The 19,162-nt window shown below is 68.0% G+C and carries 13 protein-coding genes and 3 pseudogenes; 7 read left to right on the top strand and 9 right to left on the bottom strand.

All coding sequences use genetic code 11. The annotated features are described in order from the left end of the window. Positions 1–444: 444 nt before the first annotated feature. Positions 445–1,641 carry an FAD-dependent oxidoreductase gene (locus tag ACFXBC_RS23265; protein WP_385027584.1) on the top strand — a complete coding sequence of 399 codons (1,197 nt, stop codon included), beginning with the start codon at positions 445–447 and terminating at the stop codon, positions 1,639–1,641. A 311-nt stretch (positions 1,642–1,952) separates the two neighbouring features. Here the strand turns inward: ACFXBC_RS23265 and ACFXBC_RS23260 are convergent, their stop codons facing one another. The 5 genes from ACFXBC_RS23260 to ACFXBC_RS23240 form a co-directional block, all read right to left on the bottom strand. Further along, positions 1,953–2,333, bottom strand: coding sequence for a VOC family protein (locus ACFXBC_RS23260; RefSeq protein ID WP_385027581.1), 381 nt, complete (start codon positions 2,331–2,333; stop codon positions 1,953–1,955). 716 nt (positions 2,334–3,049) lie between these two features. Further along, positions 3,050–3,946, bottom strand: a complete 897-nt coding sequence (locus ACFXBC_RS23255; RefSeq protein WP_385027578.1) for an aminoglycoside phosphotransferase family protein — start codon at positions 3,944–3,946, stop codon at positions 3,050–3,052. A gap of 136 nt (positions 3,947–4,082) precedes the next feature. Then, the gene (locus ACFXBC_RS23250; RefSeq protein ID WP_385027575.1) at positions 4,083–4,283 is read right to left on the bottom strand and encodes an SH3 domain-containing protein; all 201 of its coding nucleotides are present in this window, start codon (positions 4,281–4,283) and stop codon (positions 4,083–4,085) included. Positions 4,284–4,704: 421 nt separating this feature from the next. Next, complete coding sequence (locus tag ACFXBC_RS23245; RefSeq protein WP_385027572.1) at positions 4,705–5,037, bottom strand: hypothetical protein; 333 nt, start codon at positions 5,035–5,037, stop codon at positions 4,705–4,707. A gap of 14 nt (positions 5,038–5,051) precedes the next feature. Further along, complete coding sequence (locus ACFXBC_RS23240) at positions 5,052–7,748, bottom strand: DNRLRE domain-containing protein (protein WP_385027569.1); 2,697 nt, start codon at positions 7,746–7,748, stop codon at positions 5,052–5,054. Positions 7,749–8,166: 418 nt separating this feature from the next. Between ACFXBC_RS23240 and ACFXBC_RS23235 the strand changes: the two genes are divergently transcribed. From ACFXBC_RS23235 to ACFXBC_RS23220, 4 genes and pseudogenes are all read left to right on the top strand, one after another. Next, positions 8,167–8,562 carry a hypothetical protein gene (locus ACFXBC_RS23235; RefSeq protein WP_385027566.1) on the top strand — a complete coding sequence of 132 codons (396 nt, stop codon included), beginning with the start codon at positions 8,167–8,169 and terminating at the stop codon, positions 8,560–8,562. 375 nt (positions 8,563–8,937) lie between these two features. Then, positions 8,938–9,695: pseudogene (locus ACFXBC_RS23230) on the top strand (transposase). A 1,335-nt stretch (positions 9,696–11,030) separates the two neighbouring features. Then, on the top strand, positions 11,031–11,309 hold the full coding sequence (locus ACFXBC_RS23225) for a hypothetical protein (protein ID WP_385027563.1): 279 nt from the start codon (positions 11,031–11,033) through the stop codon (positions 11,307–11,309). Positions 11,310–11,593: 284 nt separating this feature from the next. Next, the gene (locus ACFXBC_RS23220) at positions 11,594–11,965 is read left to right on the top strand and encodes a hypothetical protein (protein WP_385027560.1); all 372 of its coding nucleotides are present in this window, start codon (positions 11,594–11,596) and stop codon (positions 11,963–11,965) included. A gap of 67 nt (positions 11,966–12,032) precedes the next feature. On the opposite strand, the gene ACFXBC_RS23215 is transcribed toward ACFXBC_RS23220, so the two are convergent. Beyond that, entirely contained in the window at positions 12,033–12,191 is a 159-nt protein-coding gene (locus ACFXBC_RS23215; RefSeq protein ID WP_385027557.1) for an SH3 domain-containing protein, read from the bottom strand. Between the two features lie 1,101 nt (positions 12,192–13,292). Here ACFXBC_RS23215 and ACFXBC_RS23210 point away from each other — a divergent pair. Beyond that, a pseudogene (locus tag ACFXBC_RS23210) lies at positions 13,293–14,388 on the top strand (DUF4158 domain-containing protein); the annotation flags it as partial. A gap of 753 nt (positions 14,389–15,141) precedes the next feature. Continuing rightward, the gene (locus ACFXBC_RS23205) at positions 15,142–15,507 is read left to right on the top strand and encodes a hypothetical protein (RefSeq protein ID WP_385027554.1); all 366 of its coding nucleotides are present in this window, start codon (positions 15,142–15,144) and stop codon (positions 15,505–15,507) included. 252 nt (positions 15,508–15,759) lie between these two features. Here ACFXBC_RS23205 and ACFXBC_RS23200 read toward each other — a convergent pair whose 3' ends face one another. The 3 genes and pseudogenes from ACFXBC_RS23200 to ACFXBC_RS23190 all read right to left on the bottom strand — a co-directional run. Further along, positions 15,760–16,677, bottom strand: coding sequence for a cupin domain-containing protein (locus tag ACFXBC_RS23200; protein ID WP_385027551.1), 918 nt, complete (start codon positions 16,675–16,677; stop codon positions 15,760–15,762). A gap of 64 nt (positions 16,678–16,741) precedes the next feature. Beyond that, complete coding sequence (locus ACFXBC_RS23195) at positions 16,742–17,650, bottom strand: zinc-binding dehydrogenase (protein WP_385027548.1); 909 nt, start codon at positions 17,648–17,650, stop codon at positions 16,742–16,744. Between the two features lie 400 nt (positions 17,651–18,050). Further along, positions 18,051–18,800 (bottom strand): annotated as a pseudogene (locus tag ACFXBC_RS23190) (helix-turn-helix domain-containing protein); the annotation flags it as partial. Between the last annotated feature and the right edge of the window lie 362 nt (positions 18,801–19,162).

Genomic DNA, 19,162 nt, shown 5'->3' with positions numbered 1-19,162 from the left:
TTTCCCGTGACAAGTGGAAGCTGGTGTTCGGGGGCCGGTGGCATCGTCGGGCCTGCGCGCGCCCGTCCGGCCGCCGCCGGGGGTCAGCCGACGGAGCTGCCGGAGCTGGTCCGGGACGCGAACGGGACGTTCTGCTGCTGCCTGGCTTCGATGACAGTTCCCACGTGTCACCGCCCCCGTGATTCCGATCCTGCCGGGTCCCGATTCCAGGTCGGTTCCGGGTGGGTTCCGCTACGACGGGGGCTCGATTCCGGCTTGTGCCGACAGCTCCGGCCTGTGCCGCGCGTCGGTCCGCGGCAGGGCGCCGGTCCGCGAGGGCGCCGAAAGAAGCACGACATGGTCGCGTGCGACCGCCCGGTGATCGGCAAGAGACCTCATACGGGGGTCGGCATACGGGGTCGGCCATCCGGAATCTCTGACCAAGGTCATGATCAGGAGCACGCGATGAAGAACGAGAACAGCACACCACGCCGACGGGCCGCCGTCGTCGGCGCCGGCATCACCGGACCTCTGCTGTCCCTGTGCCTGGCGAGGCTGGGATTCGAGGTGGACCTGTACGAGGCCTATGTGCGCCGTACTCAGGACATCGGCTCGTTCCTCAACCTCGCCCCGAACGGGCGCGCGGTGCTGGAGCGCCTGGGCCTGGCCGACCGGATCCTCGGACAGGGCACTGTTGCGGGCTCCATCAGCTTCGCCAATCACAAGGGCCGGGAACTCGTGCAGAACCCGGAGCGCACCACCAACATCATGCGCGGCGAGCTCAGCGGCGCCGTGCGCGAGGCGGCGAGCGACGCCGGGGTGAAACTGCACACCGCCAAGCGCCTCGTCGCACTGGACGCGACCGACGACGGCCGCTGGCGGATCGGATTCGAGGACGGCACGCAGACCGATGCCGACATCGTGCTCGGCTGCGACGGCGTGCACTCCGCCACGCGCCGGCTGCTGCTCCCCGATGCGCCGGGGCCCGCCTACACCGAGGTGGTCGGCTCCGGGGGCAGATCGGAGATCGGCGCCGAGGAGCTCCCCGTGGACGGGCGCTTCCACATGGTCTTCGGCCTGCGTGGCTTTTTCGGCTACCAGGTGATGTCGCCCGGTGTCGTGTGGTGGTTCGAGAACCACCAGGAGACCCGCGAACGCAGCTTCGCCGAGCTGGCCGAGGTCGACAATGCGCAGTGGGTGGCTCTGCTGGCCGAACGGCACCGCCCCGACCCTGCGGTGATCCGACGCATCCTGACCGCCTCCGCCGGACCGGTCGGCCGGTGGCCGGTCTACGAGGTGCCGCCCCTGGAGACCTGGCACCGGGGGAGCGCCGCGGTGCTGGGGGACGCCGCGCACGCGGTGGCCCCGCACCTGGGGGCGGGCGCTGCGCTCGGTATGGAGGACGCCTACGAACTCGCCCTGGCACTGCACGAACACCCCACCGCGCCCCAGGCGTTCACCGCGTTTGAGCAGTCCCGGCGGGACCGGGTCGCCGCGCTGGCGAAGCAGGCCCGGCAGACGGGTGCGGTGATGACCCCCGACCGGTGGATCACCCGGGTGATACGTGACCTGATGCTGCCGATGGCCATCAAGCAGGGGGTGCGCAAGGGCACCGAGGCTTATTCCTACCGGCCTTCGCCGTGGCCCGTGCGGGCCGACTGAGACGCACGCGGGCACAACAAGACCTCAGGGCCCTCCTGCTACCGCCTCGGGGATCGGCAGCCACATCACGCAGCCCTGCCAGTCGGCGGACACGCTTCCATGGCGCAGAACACGTCGATCAGCGACCATCCGGTGCCGCCCGGACCGATGACAGCACCCCCGGATCATCAACGACGGGGCAAGGAGTCATACCGGCCCCGGAGGCCACGAGCCGACTTCGGGCTCCGCTCGGAAGGTGATGGGCGACCTCGACGGACGGTGCGGGAGGCCCCGAGGAGCCGCCGGCGGTCGCCGCCCACCCGACCGGTGTATCAGCGCAACTCGCCGGTGACGATCCACAGGTGACCGAACGGGTCGCGGATGCGTCCCTCCCGTTTGCCGTACGGGCGGTTCTCCACCGGTACGACCACGGTGCCGCCTCCGGCGGCCATCCGCTCGGCGACGGCGTCCTGGTCGGTGAACTCCGCCTCCAGCAGGACCGGGGAGCCGCCGACGTCGTCGGGCGAGAGCCAGCCCCACTCAGGCACCGCCGGGGACAGGGAGAGCGGGGAACCGCCGACCTGCAGGACGACGACCATAACGCGGCCCCCGTCGTCCTGGGCGCGGAAGACCTCCTCCGCACCCATGGCCTTCTGGTAGTAGGTCGCGGCGGTGTCGGGGTCCGGGACGATCAATCGTGGCGTCAGACTCATGAGTTGACTCTATTCCTTCTCGCGGCGGCCCGCAGGGGTGATTCGACCAGTTCGAGCCATGTGCCGCGGCGCCCTCTCTGCCGAGTCTTCAGGCGGGGCATGGTCTTGCACACTCCTTTCGAAGGCGGTGAATGGCTGCTCCACCACGACGTCGCGACGCTGCGGTTGCTCCACCACGACGCTGCGGCTGCGCCCGCTGCTCGATATGCCGGCCTTCGGGTCGGCTGTCGCCGGGCGCTGTTGCCGGCCCGCCCTGCTGTGGTGTCCGTTCGGCTTGGCCCGCCCCGCCGGTGGGTAGTTGCCGGCAGGCGGCGGGTCTCGGCCGGGGTGGGGTTTGCGAGGCCGGGTGTGTCGCGTTTGGCCCCTCTGTGTGTGGTGGCCTTGTGCTCGGCCCTCGCCCCCCTGTGCTCTGCCGCCGCGGACCTGTGGTGTCTGGAGGAGGATGCCGAGGTCGAGTGGGTGATGTGTGGCTGGCGGTGAGCGGGGAGAGCGTAGCGGGCTGCTGGGCGCAGCGGAGCAGCAGGGCGGTTGAAGCGGGTTCCTTGGGCTTGAGGGTGTCGTACGTGCGGCAGATGTCGGGGTGGTGGCCCGGCCGGGGCCACAGGCACCCTACGGCCGTGGCATCCCCACCACACGTCGGTGATCGATGAACCCACGAGGGCGGGCTGTCGCACGGGCTTCAGTCAAGAGCGAGAACCGGTTTTCAGAGGTGTGTGTCAAATGCCTTCCAGAACACGGTCAAGTGCTGCCCGGCCCGCGGGGCCCCAGTGGGGTTTGCCGCCGGGAAGGCCCCGGTCTCCGTTGTGGCCCATGAGTATCAGGAAGAGGCTTTTCATAGCGGCCAGTCCGCGTGCACGCCGGATCGCTGCCTGGTCCGCGTGCGCGTACGTGTCGAAGAACCGTGAGGCGGTGCCTGCGGGCAGCAGTACCCACGCGGCGGCGAGGTCCCACGCCGGATCGCCGGCGGACAGGTCACCGAAGTCGACGATGCCCGAGAGCGTTCCGTGCGAGACGACGACGTTCGCGGGATGGAGATCGCCGTGCACCCACACGGGCGGGCCCTCCCACGCATCGGCCGTAACGGCGTCGTCCCAGACGGCGCGGACATCGGCAGCGATGTCGCCGGGGACAGCGGCCTGGAAGAAGCTTTCGAAGCCGTCCGTGCAGTTCCTGGGATGGGTACCGCGGTCCGTAGCGGCCGGCGCCTCGGCGGGCGCCTGAACATGGAGTGCCCGCAGGAAGCCCGCCAGCGTGTCGGCCGCGTGGGTGCCGCGGCTGATGGAGCTGTGGTCCAGCGGCTCGCCGGGAACCCATGTCATCACGGTCCAGTGCTTGGGAAAGCGCTTGGACGGTTCGCCGGACCGCACCGGGGTCGGTACCGGGAGCGGCAGACGCGGGGCCAGTACCGGTAGCCACCGCCGTTCCTTGAACTGGAGCTGCGGGGTGGGGTCCATGCGCTGCATGCGCACAGCCAACTCGTCCCCGAGGCGCCACATCTGGTTGCCCCAGCCGCCCGCTACCTCACGGATGGCCAGCCCTGCAAGATCTGGATGCTGCTCCTGCAGCAGGTCGCGGACCAGGTCTGCGGTGATCTCGATCTCGGTGTCGGTCATACGAAGCCACAGTACTGAGGCGGCAGGCGAGCGGGCTCTGGCTCTCCGGAACATCTCGCTGTGATTCCTCTGGCGTCACTGATTCGGTTCCGGAGATCGGTGAGCTGACAGGCCGGACCGCTCGGTGAGGCAGCTTCTAGGAGAGGCCCGCGGAATAGATCCATCCGGTCATGCCCTTGCCGTTCACCACATCGTCGACCTGGCCGTAGTACCAGCGGTGGCCGGCGGAGTTCTTGGTGCTGCAGGTCATGTCGAAGGTCTGGCTGCGCTGGAGAGTGCCCTTCGCCGAGTAACCGGCCCCCGGACCGCTGTGGATCGTCGCTCCCACGATGTCCATGGCATGCATCTTCCTAGCTGCGCCGGGCCCGTGCCGAGAGGGTCGGCCGCCAGGCGGAGCCGTCGTGTCGTGTTGACGGCACCACATGACCAGCAGCCCCTCCTCACCAGGTAACTCGTAGTGTCGTCGATACCTGACCTCGTCCGGTACGGGTGGCCCCGCTCCACACCTGGCCACAGGACCCTCTCCCACGGGTTTGTAGGCCTCCAAGCACAGAGAAACCCTGCCCCGTACAGGGGTAGAAGTGGCGCAGCCACAGGCGCACAGCCGTGCGCAGGCTGGTCGTGCGTGAGGGCCCGGGGCCTTGATGGTCCGGGGCCCTCGTTCACGAGGCCGTCGTCGGTGGCCGTCGTGCGTGACACATGCTCATTTCACCTGGGGGTGAGATGAGCGGAAGTGGTAGCGGAAGTTGTTCTCTGGGTCAGGTGAAGGGCCAGGGGCTTTGGGAGAGCCAGGTGGCCGAGCCGATGCCGGAGATGCAAGCCGCTGTCCAGGCTGCCCAGCGGCGGGTGGAGAGTTCCTCGAGCGCCTTTGCGGTCTCCGAGCCGAGCAGTACCCCGAACATGAGGGTGAGGAAGAGGTCTCCCCACCCGATGGCGGGTCGCCCGATGATGAGCCATCCTGCCGCGCAGGCGATCATGCATGCGGCCATGTAGGCCCAGGGTGTCGTGGTGGTTCTGGCTGTTGCGTAGGTCCGCTTGCGGTGCAGCAGGATCACGATGATCTGCGCGACGGCGGTTGCTATGGCGATCACTGGTGTTCTACCAATCAGAACTTGCAGGCCTTTTTGACGGCGGGGATTCCGAGCAGGGCGGCCACTGCCTTGCGGTGGGCGGAGGTCAGCTTGCGTCGCTTGGCGTAGGTCTGGATGAGCTTTGCGGCCTTCTTGACACCGATCTTCTTGATCAGCTTGACGGCTGTGATGACGCGCTTGGAGCTTCCGGCCGGCGTGAAGGTGAAGATGAACCCGGCAACAGCCGCGGAGCACTTGATGATCTTCTTGGTTGTCGACCACCACGAGGGGTCGATCACGAGGGGGAAGGCGCTCTTGGCGTCGAACTCGACGTGCTGCACCAGCTTGTTGCCGACAACCTTGTAGCTGGTGGGGATGTCGTTGCCCTTGGCGTCCTTGGCCCAGGGGGCGTCGAAGAACCCGGCGGCGTCCGTGGTGGGAGCCTTCTCGGCGTCCTGGTCGCCCGGGGCGTAGAGCGAGACGGATCCGTCGTCGTGGGTGACGGCGGACATCCCGGAGGGGATGGTGAAGCCGGTTTCGTAGTCGTGTGGGGCGCTGCTGTTCTTGAGGATGTTCAGGGTGCGGGAGGCGCCGTCGGCGGTGGGCTGGACCACGGTGTCCACGGGGCCGGAAGAGGTGTAGACGACGTTTCCGCCGACCTGGGTGCCCTTGGTGCTGGCCGCGGGGATGGTCAGCTTGTTGGGCATCAGTTCGTTCTGGACGTTGATGGCGTTGTTCTGGCCGTCCCAGGGAACGGAGACCACGTTCTCCTCGGTCACCGCGATGGAGGCGTAGGTGGAGTCCGAGGACGTTGCCGCGGTGATGTCGGCGGCGTCGGAATAGGTGTTCGCAAGCCCCAGCGTGTTCTCGGCGGCCGTCGGCTTCCACGAAGTGTCCACGGTGAAGCGCACCGGGTCCGACCATCCGTTGGCGTAGTGGGTGCCGTCGTAGCTGGTGGTGCGGAAGCTGTAGGTCTTGCCCGTGGTCAGCTTGCCGGCGGGGACTGTCACCTGCGAGGTGCTGTTGGCGGGAGCAGGAGCGGCGTTGAACATCACCACGACCTTGCCCGTGGCCGTGTCCGTGATCTCGTAGGTGCCGGTGACCTCGTCCTCGCCGTTGGGGTCGACGGTCGAGTATCGAAGGACCGGCGTGGTGGTGTTCACCTTGAAGATGCCGCCGCTGGAGATGAACGGGGCACCCGCCTGCAGGTTGGCGCCGTTGAGGGGACGGTAGTTGTATGTCACCTCCAGCGTCGGGATCTGGTCCTGGTTGGTGGCGTTGGCCGAGTAGAACCGCTTCCAGGCGTACGTGTCGGACTCATCAGCGGCCTTGAGCGCGACGGAACCGGTCTCGGCTTTGGCCGAGGCCCACGTCTGAGCCAGCCTGGTGATGTCGGCGGTGGCCCATCCGGCGTTGTTGCAGGTTGCTGACTTGGTGTCCGTGGAGGTGGCGATCCTTTCCAGGAGCTGCGGCTGCTTGGTCCAGCGAGTGTTCTTGTCCGCTGCTCCGGAGGCCCACACTTCCCAGCCGCGCTTCTCGCACGACCAGGAGTGGTAGTTCCACAGCTTCAGGGACGCCTTGGAGACCAGGGCATCGGAGAAGTTTTCCGTGCGGAAGGTGAGGAACGACCGGGCGACGCGCTTCGTGCTGCCGTCGTAGTCACCTGGCCAGCCGACCTTCAGATCGGTGTTCGCGGACTGGTCCGTTGTGTCACCACCCTGCACGAACGTGTCGAAGAGGACATCGAGTGCGTCCGTCGCGGGATCGATGGTGACGGGGTACTGGGTTGCCGTGTCGGTCAGCCACTGCGTGTCGGGTCGCAGCGTGAGCTGTGCGACGTTCCCGGACTGGGTGACCTCCATGGCTACCTTGCGCCGGTTGGTGTGTTCACCGGAGCGGTGATCGACCTGCGCGTCCCACATGGTCGGGGCAGGCATGACGGCAATGGTCTGCCCTGAATCGCCCACGAAGTCGATGCCGCCGCCGGCGTTGGCTATCGCATTCATGCCGTCGGGCAGAACGATCGGAAGCGAGAGGGGGGCGCCGTCCCGCGGCGCCTGGCGCAGTTTCAGGTACTGCTCGAAGCCGGTGCGGGTCGCTTCGACGATCAGGTCACCGCCGGGAATGACGTTCGCATAGGTCGCGGTGTTTCCCGACAGCTCGGGAGCGGGCAGCCCGCCCTTCCACTGCACCGCGATACGCGATGCGCCACTGCCCAACGAGACCAAATCCCGTGCCGAATCCTGCGGGGTCGCCGCCGCGGCCTTCAGCGAGCGCGACAGGGAACCCCCCTTGCCCGCGAGCCTGAGACCTTCCGGGTGTGCCTTGGCGACCACATCGCCATCGGACTCCCGCCGCAGGTCGACATCCACGTCCACCCAGCGACCGTCCCGGATCATCCGGATGGGCCCCGCAGCGGTCTGACGCGTCAGGGTCCCATCCGGATTGGCGTAGACGGTGTCGGTCTCCGTCCGCATCTGCAGGACCTCTACTTGCCGGTCCTGCACCTTCGCGGACGTCATCGCCGCTTCGACGCTCTCCGCCTCCGAAATCGGATGGGCCTGCAGTGCCTCCATTGACTCCGCGAGAGCGGAGAGAGCTTCCTCGGCTCTCGCGCTGGCCGACTCGTCCGCCGCAGGCTGCCCCGCCGCCACGGCGACGTTCGGCGTGGCCAGCAAGACTGCTCCGGCGGTCAGCATCGCGATGCCGCTGGCACGCAATGTGTTCTTCATCGTGGTTCTCCCCAAGAGCGCGCCACGTCGCCTTCGGACGTGCCCCCCGGCGACAGCGCGCTTGATCGTTAGCGGCGAAATATAACCACGCTTGACATAATCTTGGCGAATCCTTCACCCAAAAATCACTTCTGGACTATTGATTAATAGAGGCCCAACGTCTGCAACTACGCGTTCTGGAAAGCTGGTTCAATCTCGGCCCAGTGTTCCGCCACTAGATCCCAGCCCCGGGCACGGTCTCTGCCCGACATGGGTGAGGGGTACGCAACCTGCGGACCGCGCCACGCCCGCCCCCGCCGACGCAGTGGCTCGATGACCTTCATGCCCTATGCATCACACCCGGACGGGCCTCGGCTTGGCTTCCGGCGCGGTACCGGTCCGTACGGGGCCCTTTGAGGCGAGCTGTCGATGGGGAGATATGACCGGTCAATCGCACGCCGGCTTACCGCCCTGCGAAGCCGCGCCCGGCGACGAGACGGTCTGGTTCCGCGACGCCGGACCCCGACGTCGAGCGGGCGGCTACGCCTGGGACGCCGTCACAGCCGCACTCGGGAACCATCCGCACTTCATCCGCGCCGCCCTCGAACAGCCCTCCTTCGGGCCGCTCAACATCGACACCAGCACCGCGCTCACCCGCACCGGCAACGCGTACATCCTCACGCTGACCGCCCGCCACCGCCCCGTCGACGACCAGGAGCACACCGCCCCGGGCCGCCCCGCGCCCGGCCGTCGCCTGATGCCCACCGGCCCCGTGGCCGCCCGCATCGTTATCCGGGGTTCGCGGGTGTTGCTACAGGTCAACGTAGCTGTGTGAGGGACGTTAGGCACGGTTCTGTTGGCCGGATCCTTCGACTGTGGCCAGCGGCGAGATGTGCTGGCGGCCGAGTTCACGAACAGGAGCGGCCCTGCCGACGCCGTTGCGCCAGGCAGGGCCAGCCTCCGTCAGACGCCGATCAGGTGCCTGATGGTCGGATCGATCACAGCGCTATCGCCAGCGCAATGAACTGTCCGACAGGACCGATGTCGTGAGGGTTGGAAAGTCCCGGCATCGGACCCGGTCAAACCGCACCTCCGGATTCGAGATGGATCGGACGACGGTGGTGGGGAACGTCGCAGGCCGTCGCCATCTGCCAGTCCCGCCTTTGGATCCGGGCCGGATTGTCCAACTCGTCGATGTCCAGCACCTGGTGTGATCACGGCGGTCGAGTCGTCTGGGATAGGCCCGTTCACCGGGCTGAGCCCGCGTCAGTTCGGGAAGCCGGTGACGGTCTTGCGGCGTGAGGGCGCGGATGCGGCCCTCCGGGGCCGGCCGCGGGGTCTGTCGCTGGAAGACCGGGCTCTGCTGGTCGCGGTCTACTGGCGCACGAACCTGACCATGCGGCAACTGGCCCTGCTGTTTGGGTGTCCAAGTCGGCAGCGGGCCGGATCATCGAGCACCTCGGTCTCTTGCTCGCCCTCCAGCCTCGCAAGCGGTTCGCGAGGGGCACCGTCCTGGTCGTGGACGGCACCTTGGTGCCCACCCGCGACCACGCTGTCGCCGAGCAGTCGAAAAACTACCGGTACTCCACCAATCACCAGGTCGTCATCGACGCCGGCACCTGCCTTGTCGTGGTGGTTGGCCGGCCCCTGCCCGGCAACCGAAACGACTGCAAGGCGTGGGAGGAGTCCGGTGCAAAGACTGCCGTCGGCACGACGATGACGATTGCCGACGGTGGATATCCGGGCACCGGACTCGTCATATCCCATAGGCGCCGCACGGGCGAGGAGTCACCTGACTGGAAGCAGGTCCACAACAAGCCCCACAAGCAGGTCCACGCTCGTGTTGAACACGCATTCGATCGAATGAAGACCTGGAAGGTCCTCCGCGACTGCCGCCTCAAAGGCGACGGCGTCCACCACGCCGTGCTCGGCATCGCCCGCCTGCACAATCTGGCCTTTGCCGGATAGACCACCCGGCTGCACAGCAGCCCACCATGCCGGAATCTGCTCAGAGAGCACTTACGGGACAACGCTTAGCCCGGGCCGGTCTGTTGGAGCCGGGTGATGGCTTGCTTTCGGTCAACTCTCGGACCCGTTGCGGCACGGTATGGGCCCGTCACCCCGAGAGTGACGGGCCCGCTGGTTCGGGAGTGCGATGGGGTCAGCGCCGGGCACTGACCCAGAGGATGAGCACGGTCACCAGCCCGCTTCCTGCCTGGTAGGCCGCGCCGTGCAAGGCCTCGAATCCGAGGTAGAGAGGCCGGCCCCGATTAGCACTCAGAGAACGGCGCAGATGACGACGGGTGCGCCTGGTCCACGATTCCGGCCAGGGGTGCGCCGGCCCCGGCCCTCCGCGTTACTCTTCATTCGGTGCCCTTTCTGGCTGCTCGCTTGGACTCGCACCGTGCAGGGGGCTCGTCTCGACTCGTCTGGCCTAGGAACCAGAGTTGAGACAGAGCTCCCTTTGCGTTGAGACCAGCCTAACGGCGTTCTGCGCCCTTGATTTTGGGGTGGCGTGAAATTTGTCCGTGCACGAGAGCGACGGACATTTGGGGCACCACGGGTCCAGTCCCGATTCAAGTGCATCCCCTCCCGGCGGCAGTCCTGAGGCAATCGAGAACCGCCAGTGGGCTACGCGGCCTGGCCGGAAGTTGCAGGTATCGAAGGCGCAGCCTTGTCCTTTGACCGATTCCTATGGCCGCTCGGACGCCCCAGATACGCGTCAGACGGGCCTGGTCCTGGCAACTTCCGCCCCCTGCACCCCGGCTGTGCGGCGTCCCATCGGTTCTCCCCGCATAAGGAATTGTCTGGGAATCGCCATCGCCCTACGTCAGCTGAGGCCAGATTTCGTGTCCTCGGTCAGGGTGAACCGCTTCCACAGGCACGCGATGGTGCTGCAAATAAGGGCGGCAACGGCGCGCTGTACGGATGCAGCGATTCACCACCGCTTTACACCGGTACGTCGATCGTGGGACGGGCTAGTCTCGCCGTTTCAGTTGGATTGCTGGGCGGCTGAGCGAGGTTGTTTGAGGCTGGGTCGGGTGGTGAGCATGGTCAGGGCCCGACGCGGGGTCGGTTTCTCCGAGATCCTTGGGGCGAGGTGGGCGGCGGCGGGTCAGCTGGCGGGGCGGGGTAGTGCGGCCAGTCGGTGGAATGGGGCCGTGAGTTCATGTCTCCAGGGCCAGGTCGCCGAAGATGCTCCATACCTCGTTCGCTGAGAACGAGGAGCAACTGCGATCACGCGGAGTCACGGGTGACATCCAACGATCACCTGATGACGGTCGGCCCAAGACCAGCGCATGGATGACGGTGGAGACCGACGGCGATGTCGCCATGCTCATCGTCTGGGACAGGGGCGAAGCTCAGTTGGAGTGCGGTGACTGGGCCAGTAGCCAGATCCGGCAAGAACATCGCGATCTCCGCACCCCGGACCAACTCCTCGGCGCCATCGGGGCCCGTCTCGAATGGGCCCACGCGAAGAGCGGACGACGGGCACCCCGCAACCTGTTCCCTCTGACCGGCAAAGCCGTTCGCGAGGAAAGGCCACGCGATTTGAGACACAAGCGCGTGGACATGGCCTGAGACAGCCATGAACCCGATGGTCAGCGAGGCTCTATATGGCATGGGCGGCGAGATCCTGCACCCGCAGCAGGGGACCGGCGGGCAGGCCGTCCGTAGCTTCATCCTCACCCAGGGGATCCGCCCACGCACCCCCTGGAATTCGGCACGCCGCTCTCCCGCACCTGGCACGGGAGGCGAGCGGCTGAGACCGGCAGGTGTGCGTCGGGGGCGAAGTGCGAGGCGGTGTGGTCCGGGGGAGGGTGGGAAGCCGGTAAGGCATCGTCCCGGATATGAGGAGGAAGGTCATGGGGGCAAGCTGGACACGATGGGCGGGTGCGGCCACCGTCGCCTACGGTGTGGGCACCATGGTGCGACCGGTCTGGCTCGCACGGCCGTGTCAGCTGACCGGGCGGGGCGGATCCGTGCCGGCGCCGACGGCGTTGCTGGTCCGAGCCATGGGGGCGCGGGACGCCGCGATCGGCACCGCCATGATGGTCGCCAAGAACACTTCCGCGAGGCGCACGGCGACCGTGTGCCGGGTGGTGGCGGACCTCTCCGACGCGGTGCTCTTCGGCACTCAGCTTCCCGATCCCGCTGCCCGCCGCAAGGCCGCTGCGGCCGCCGGAGCGTGGGCTGCGTTGTGCACGGCGGCCGCGGCGGCGGACGGCTTGCTGTAATACCGGTCATGCTCGCTCATCCTGGGCGCGACAGGACTCACCGACCGCGCTCGGCGGTCGGTGTCCGTCACGCTCCGATGTACTTCGTGGCCACCCACCCGCGCTTGTTCGTGTCGGCGATCCGTACGTACTGCCAGTGGTGGCCGTGGGTGTCCCAGAGGTAGACCTTCTTGCCCTTGGGGATCTGCCCCAGGGCTGTGCACCCGGTCGAGGGCCCCGTGCACACTCCTCGTGGCACTCTTGCACTGCTCACGGTTTCGGAGCCGGCCGCCGGCGGTGCGGGTCACGGCCGGCGGCTCCGGTATGGCCGTAACGGCCGGTGCCTGGCCCGCTTCGTCCATGTCCAGCACTGCGTGGGGGGCGGCCTGTTCCGTAGGAGCTTGACCCGCCTCAACTTGGCGTTCGACCGTCACCCGCCCAGCTTCACCGCCACACGCCCCGCCTCGCCGCCGACCGCGATCTCCACGACCGTGCTGCGCGGAACAGGCCACTCTTCCCTCTCCGCCTGCTGGGCCAGGGCGGCCAGACCCCGCTGGAACGCCGCCCGAGCCAGTCCTCCTGCTTCCGGCCTTTCCCGGACCCTCGACTACGTCGGTCAACGCCGCAAGCGAGCCCCGCCGGGGCCAGTGGCAGCCAAGGAGAAGGGCACCCGCACACCCAGCCCGGTCAGCTGCTTCCGCTGCTCGGGCAGCAGCTGCGCCAGGCGCCCGGTTCCTGCCGCCACTGCCACGTGCCGGTTCGTCACCCTCGAAGACGACACGCCCGGCACGGTGCATGGCAGGACGCCGTCAGCGTCGACCAGATCGGCGAGCACCGGTAGGGGCGCTGCCAGTCGAGCAGCCACGGACAGTTCCAGTCCGGGACCATCACGTCGTCCTCACCCCGCCTGGCGCCCCGCCGTGGCGCGAGGTGCCCGGTGACCTGCCGGTGGCCTGCCGGTAGACCCGAAAGACGGCAGGACTTGTTCTCCCATGCCTCCTCGCCCGGCTCCCAGATCAGTCCCGGCCTCAGGCACGTCCAGCACGCCTTGTATCGCTCTTCCAGCTCACCGGCTCGTAGGGCCTTGCGCTGCTGGTGCACTCATCACCCACAGAGAAGTCCTTCACGACGCCGACCTCGGTCTCGGTGCCGTACGGGACGGCGTACCAGGCAGGTGATCTCGTGTTCGCCCCTCCAGCGGGGCAGGGCCTGGTAGCTGGCCTCGGGGAACATCGGTACAGCGGTTGGCGCTGAGAACGATCATGGTCAGTTAGCACACTGGCTGGGGCTCTGTTGGGGTTCGTGGAAAGAGCGCCGGGCGGGTGCCGGGGCTGGCTACGGTCCGTCCGTGCCGGTGGGGTTTCTGACTGATGAGCAGGCCGAGGCGTACGGGAAGTTTACCGAGGAGCCGACCCGCCCCGAGCTGGAGCGGTTCTTCTTCCTGGACGACGTCGACCGCGATCTGATCGCCCGGCGGCGCTCCGCGCACCACCAGCTCGGCTTCGCACTCCAGATGTGCACGGTGCGTTACATCGGCCGCCTCCTCCCGGACGACCCGTTGGATGCGCCGTGGCCGGTGGTCGAGTACCTGGCCGCGCAGCTCGGTGTCGAGGACCCGTCGGTGGTGAAGCGGTACACCGAGCGGCCGAAGACGGCGTACGAGCACGCGTGGGAGATCAGGGACGCCTACGCGTACCACGAGTACGACGATGCGGAGTGGTCGAGGCGGTTCCGTACCTTCCTGCAGGGGCGGGCGTGGACGCACGCCGAGGGTCCGAAGGCGTTGTTCGATCACGTGGTGGGCTGGCTGCGCCGCAACCGGGTCCTGCTGCCCGGGGTGAGCGTGCTGGCCCGGCAGGTGTCGGAGGTGCGGAAGGTCGCGGACAGGCGGCTGCACGACACGGTCGCGGGCGCCGCCCGCCGCGCGGACCCGGCGCTGCCCGGGGGATCTGGTGGCGACGCTGAAGACGCCGGAGGGTTCCCGGCTCTCGGAGCTGGAGCGGTTGCGCCGGCCGCCGACGCGGACGAGGGGGACGGCGTTCGCCCGCGTGCTGGAGCGGGCGGACGAGATCGGCGCGTACCGGCTCGGCAGGTTGAGGCTGTCGCAGATCCCGCCGAACCGGATGGCGGTGCTGGCCCGGTACGCGCTGGGGTCGAAGGCGCCACTGCTGGAACGGGCTCAGGAGCCGCAGCGCACGGCGATGCTCACCGCGGTGATACGGCACCTGGAGGCGAAGGCGATCGATGAAGCCCTGGACCTGTTCCAGGTCCTGATGGCAACGAGGCTGCTGAATACCGCGCAGCGGAAGACGGAGAAGGAGCGGCTGTCGACGCTGCCGCAGCTGGAGAAGGCGTCACGCGTGCTCGCGCGGGCGGCGAAGGTGCTGTTCGAGGAGCTGGAGCTGGTCGAGGAGCAGGAGACGGACCTGGACGTGGCGGCGCTGCGGCTTCGAGGGCAAGCTCCTGGGCGGACGGCTCTGCGAACGCTGCACCCTCACCGACCGCCTCACCGCGCTCCTGAACGACGGAGACAGCCGCATCAGACCCACGCTAGTTCCGCTGTTCGACCTACTGGTGGCGATGGACAAGCCCAGAAGCGGCCTGGCCTGGCTGGAGATGCGCCGCGACCAGCCGGGCAGCGCATCGCGGCTACTGCGGCGGCCCGGCCTCGGCGAGATCCCGCTGACCCACGGCGCCTTCCACGGGCTCCAGCCCTGGCGGGCCGCCGCTCACCTGGAAGAACTCCTGATGACATGCGGAGCCCTGCCCGCGGTCGACAAGTACCTCTGCTCCTTCCAGCGCTGGCTTCCCGGCCACCTGACCGGCATCGCCGACGCACAGTCAGGCATTCCGCACTTGGAGGCTGATCATGACCATCGCCCCGCACCAACGGCTGCCCGAGCACGCCAAGACGATCCGACTCCTCGCGACCCGGCACGCCCCCCCGGCTGCGGACCCGCGCCGAGAGGAGCCACACCACGCCCAGCATCCGCCGGTTCGCTGCCGAACAGGTCAAGTACGCGACCGCGTTCCTGCAACGGCTCGGCGAGCGGAACAGCACCCTCGCGTCATGCGCCCAGACCGACGTCGACGCCTGGTTCGCCGAGAACACCGAACATGCCCGCACCTGCTGGAGAGCCTTCCTCAACTGGGCCATGCAGAGCCGCCGCTGCCGAGGCTCTCTCTCCATCCCCACGATGAAGATCTCCCGCCGGGCCGCACTGAGCGAAGACGAGCGCTTCGATGCCCTTGGCCGGCTGCTGACCGATCCGGCGATACCGATACCTCTCCGCGTCGCCGGAGTCATCGTGCTCCTCTACGCCCAGCCCGTGAGCCGCGTCGTCCGGCTCAGCGTCGACGACGTCATCCGGGACGGCGACACCGTGCTGCTACGGCTCGGGGAACCGGCCTCACCCGTCCCTGATCCGGTCGCTGCCCTGCTGCTGGAGCACACCGCGAACCGCGACACCATGACACCGCCACCAACCCCGCGCCCCGCCGGCTCTTCCCTGGCCGCCGGTCGGGACAGCCCGCCCGCCCCGACCACCTGTCCGCGCTCTTGAGGAAAGCCGGAGTCCCGACCACGCCCGTACGCGGCGCCGCTGTCCGGCAGCAATTCCTCGACCCCCCGCACCCGCCGTCGCAGACGCTCTCGGCTACCACGACAAAACCACCAGCCGACTCCGCAACAAGACCGGCGGAACCTGGAGCCGATACGCCCCGGGGGATCACACAAGGTCACCAGCGGGCTGGGCTCCTCCGGGAACCAGCGACAGTTGAAACAGTTGAATACGAGAGCCCACCAGTAGGCCGGATCACTTGCGAAGTCGAGAGCGGTACTCGCCCGGGGCCGTGCCTCTGGCACGTCTGAAGGCACGGCTGAAAGCGTGCGCAGAACCGTATCCGACCGCGCCGGAGATCGATTCGACGGGCTCATCGGTATCACGGAGCCGGACGGACGCCAGATCGATGCGCCACTGTGCCAGGTACGCGCCCGGCGTCTGTCCGAGGGCGGACCGGAAACGCCGGGAGAGCGTCGCCCGGGAGACGCTCGTCGCGGCGGCCAGGGTCTCCGTGGTCCAGGGGTGTCCCGGTCGGGCGTGGACACACGCCAGGGCGTCGCGCACGACCGGATCACGCATCGCTCCCAGCCATGAGCCGGACTGCTCCTGCGGATGGCGGGCCAGCCAGGCACGTACGAACTGGACGAGCAGAAGGTCGACGATGCTGTTGACGGCGGCGGTGGTGCCGATCTGCGGCTGTGCGAGCTCGGCAGCGAGAAGTTCAACGGCCTTTCTGAGCTGCGCGTTCTCCAGGGCTGTGACGTGCATCGGCCGGGCGAGGGAGGTAAGCACCGGTGTGCGCACCTCCGGGTCCTGCTCGTAGCGCAGGACGATCACCTCCGTCTGCACCGGCGCCGAGCCCAGCCGCAGGGCTCGGCCATCGGCGAAAGACCGGGCCGCCGCCTCCCGGTCGCAGGGACCCATCGTCGCACCGGCGCCGCCGGCTATCCCGTGTACGGTGCCCGGCGGCACCAGGACGGCGTCTCCGGCCTGCACCTGAAGAGGTTTCTCGCCCGTGACGTGGAGCCACATGGTGCCGCGGGACACCACATGCAGTGCCGCTCCCGGAGAGGTATCCAGATACAGGCCCCAGGTTCCGCCGGCCTTCAGCACGACCCCGAGCGCCCTACGCGCACCCGAAACACGCAAGACCTCCGCCAGCACATCCATGAGTCCATCCTCGTCCACCGCCGCGCACCGCCCACCGACGGCGCGTGTGTCCTGGTCCACAGCTTCACGTCACGTCAAGAACGACCTTTCCGTGCACCTTCCGCGCGAACAGCGCTTGGACGGCGTCGTCCACGCCTTGCCAGTCGCCCCGCAGTCCGACCGGCGCCGAGAGCTTCCCGGCGGCCATGAGGCCCAGCATGTCCGTCAACTCCCCGCCGGTCGGCGTCATGTCGCCGTAGGTGGCGATGCTGCGGGGCTCACCAAAGCCGAACAAAGCCCCTGGCGGGAACGTGGTTTCCTGCCCCGAGGAGTAACCGACCAGGTGGATGGTGCCGCCCTCGGCGAGGGCACTCCACGCCTGGGCCACCAGCGGCCCGCCGACCGTGTCCAGGACGAAGTCGAACCGGTCCCCGGTCTCGGCCAGGTCGGTCAGGACCTTGTCGGCGCCGAGTTCACGGAGTCCGGCGGCTCGCTCCGGTGAACCGACGAGTGCCGTCACCCGGGCGCCCGCAAGCGCCGCCAGTTGGACGGCGAAGTGCCCCACGCCCCCGCTGGCGCCGGTGATCAGAACGTTGCGCGCCAGCAGGGAACGCTTGCGCAGCACCCGCAACGGGGTGACGCCGGCGATCCCCAGCGCGGCGGCATCGGCCAGATCCACGCCCTCGGGGACGGTGCCGAGCGAGGCGGGGCTGACTGCCACCCGCTCCGCCCACGCGTGGGGAGCCATTCCCACCGCGACGCGCGTACCTGCGGGCGGCCCCGAGCCGTCGGATGCGGCGCGCACCACGATGCCGGCCGCGTCGTGACCGTGCACAGCGCCGGCCGGCCACTGGTGCACGTAATTCAGCTCTCCGAAGTTGAGACCGATATGCCGTATCTCCACCAACGCCTCGCCGATGGACGGTACGGGCTCATCGACATCGGCGAACCGGACGGGTCCGGCCTCACTGTGATCGACCACAAGGGCGCGCATAAGGGGTGTGTTTCCTTCTCTCGCGGGGGCACCTGAACACTCGGCGCGGCAGCAGATCGAGTGCGCAAATGCCGCACTGCCGCCTCCTTGGAACCCTACGCAGGACCAGGACAGCGACCAGATCCGTGAGAATCAATCAGTTGACGATCTGTGTCAGTGCGGCTCGCAGCGCGTCAAGCCCTGCACTCGTCCGGTGGACGACACTGTGACGGGCACAGACACGCCCGGCTTCAGCGCTCCCGTCGGGCGGCGGAGCCGCGCGATCCGCCAACTCGTCCTTCCAGGCCCTGGCCCCGTCATCGCGAAGGCACTCGGTTACCACGACAAGACAGCCACCCGCCTGGTCACTGAAGCCGGAGGAACCTGGAGCCGATGCGAGCCCACCAGTCCCGAGGCCGTTCTTCGCCCAGCGGCGGACGAAGGCGCCTTCGTGGGCGGACAGGCTGTCCAGGATGGTAGATCGGGGCACCCTCTGAGCGGGCGGCGCGGATCGACTTCAGCGCTGCCAGCGCGGTGATAGGTCGCCAGATGCCGCTCGGGCCGGGCTTGCTCGGCCCAGCACGACCCGGCGGGGGCCGGATGCCGAGCGGCCCGAACTCGTCCAACGCACATACACGGTCCGGGAAAAGCTCCAGAATCTCCTCGACGCGGTCCAGCTCGACGCCGCGCTCGGGGCCGGACGACTCCTTCCACGTCTTGGTCCTCTGGAAGGTGACGCCGCGGCGGGCGAGCAGGCACCGTAACGCCTCGCGGCCGATCCGAATGACGCATCCGTGCACTTCCCTCAGGTAAGCGGCGAGTTCAAGGACGGACCAGCGGGTGAAGGGCCGGCCGAGCTTGACCGGGCGGGCGGTAGCCGTCTGCACGACGAATTCCTCGTCATCAGGGCTGAGCAAGCGGGGACGGCCTCCCGCCCACCGAGGGGCCAGACAGACCAGGCCCATCTCATTGAACCGGTGGATCACACCCCACACGGTGTCCTCGCCGGCCTGCACCAACTTCGCGATCACCGGCACCCGGTTCCCGCCGGCCCAGGCCAACAGCATCATCGCCGCCAGCAGCGCACCGAACTGGTGCTGCCCCGGCACACGATCTGCTGCAACTTCCGCCCCTGGCCGGTCAACCTGCACACACGGACAAGCTCAGCCACCACACCCCCAGCAGCCCAAGCGAACGTCACCGTGCATCCAACCGCCCAGACGACCGCCCCGGCGAACCTTCCCGGTCAGAACAACCAGACGGCCGGGCTCATAGTGAGACCGATGCAGAGTGCCGGACGCTGTGCAACCAGCTCCCGGATCGGCGGGCGTTCGTGACTCGCGGGTCATCCCCATCGCGCTCCGACGACATCGAAAACATGGTCCTATCGCATTCACTATGCGAAAGAGCCATTTTCGATAGAGTGAGGCCATGCTGTTGTGCGTTCTCATTCATGGTGAAGCTGCGTCATCGGCCTGACCTGTGTGGATGCAGATGACTGAGAGATGCTGGGATGGACTTTAGGTAGCGCTT

The organism is Streptomyces sp. NPDC059398 (genome assembly GCF_042751845.1).
GTDB lineage: Bacteria > Actinomycetota > Actinomycetes > Streptomycetales > Streptomycetaceae > Streptomyces.
This window is presented reverse-complemented; position numbering and strand designations above follow the sequence as displayed.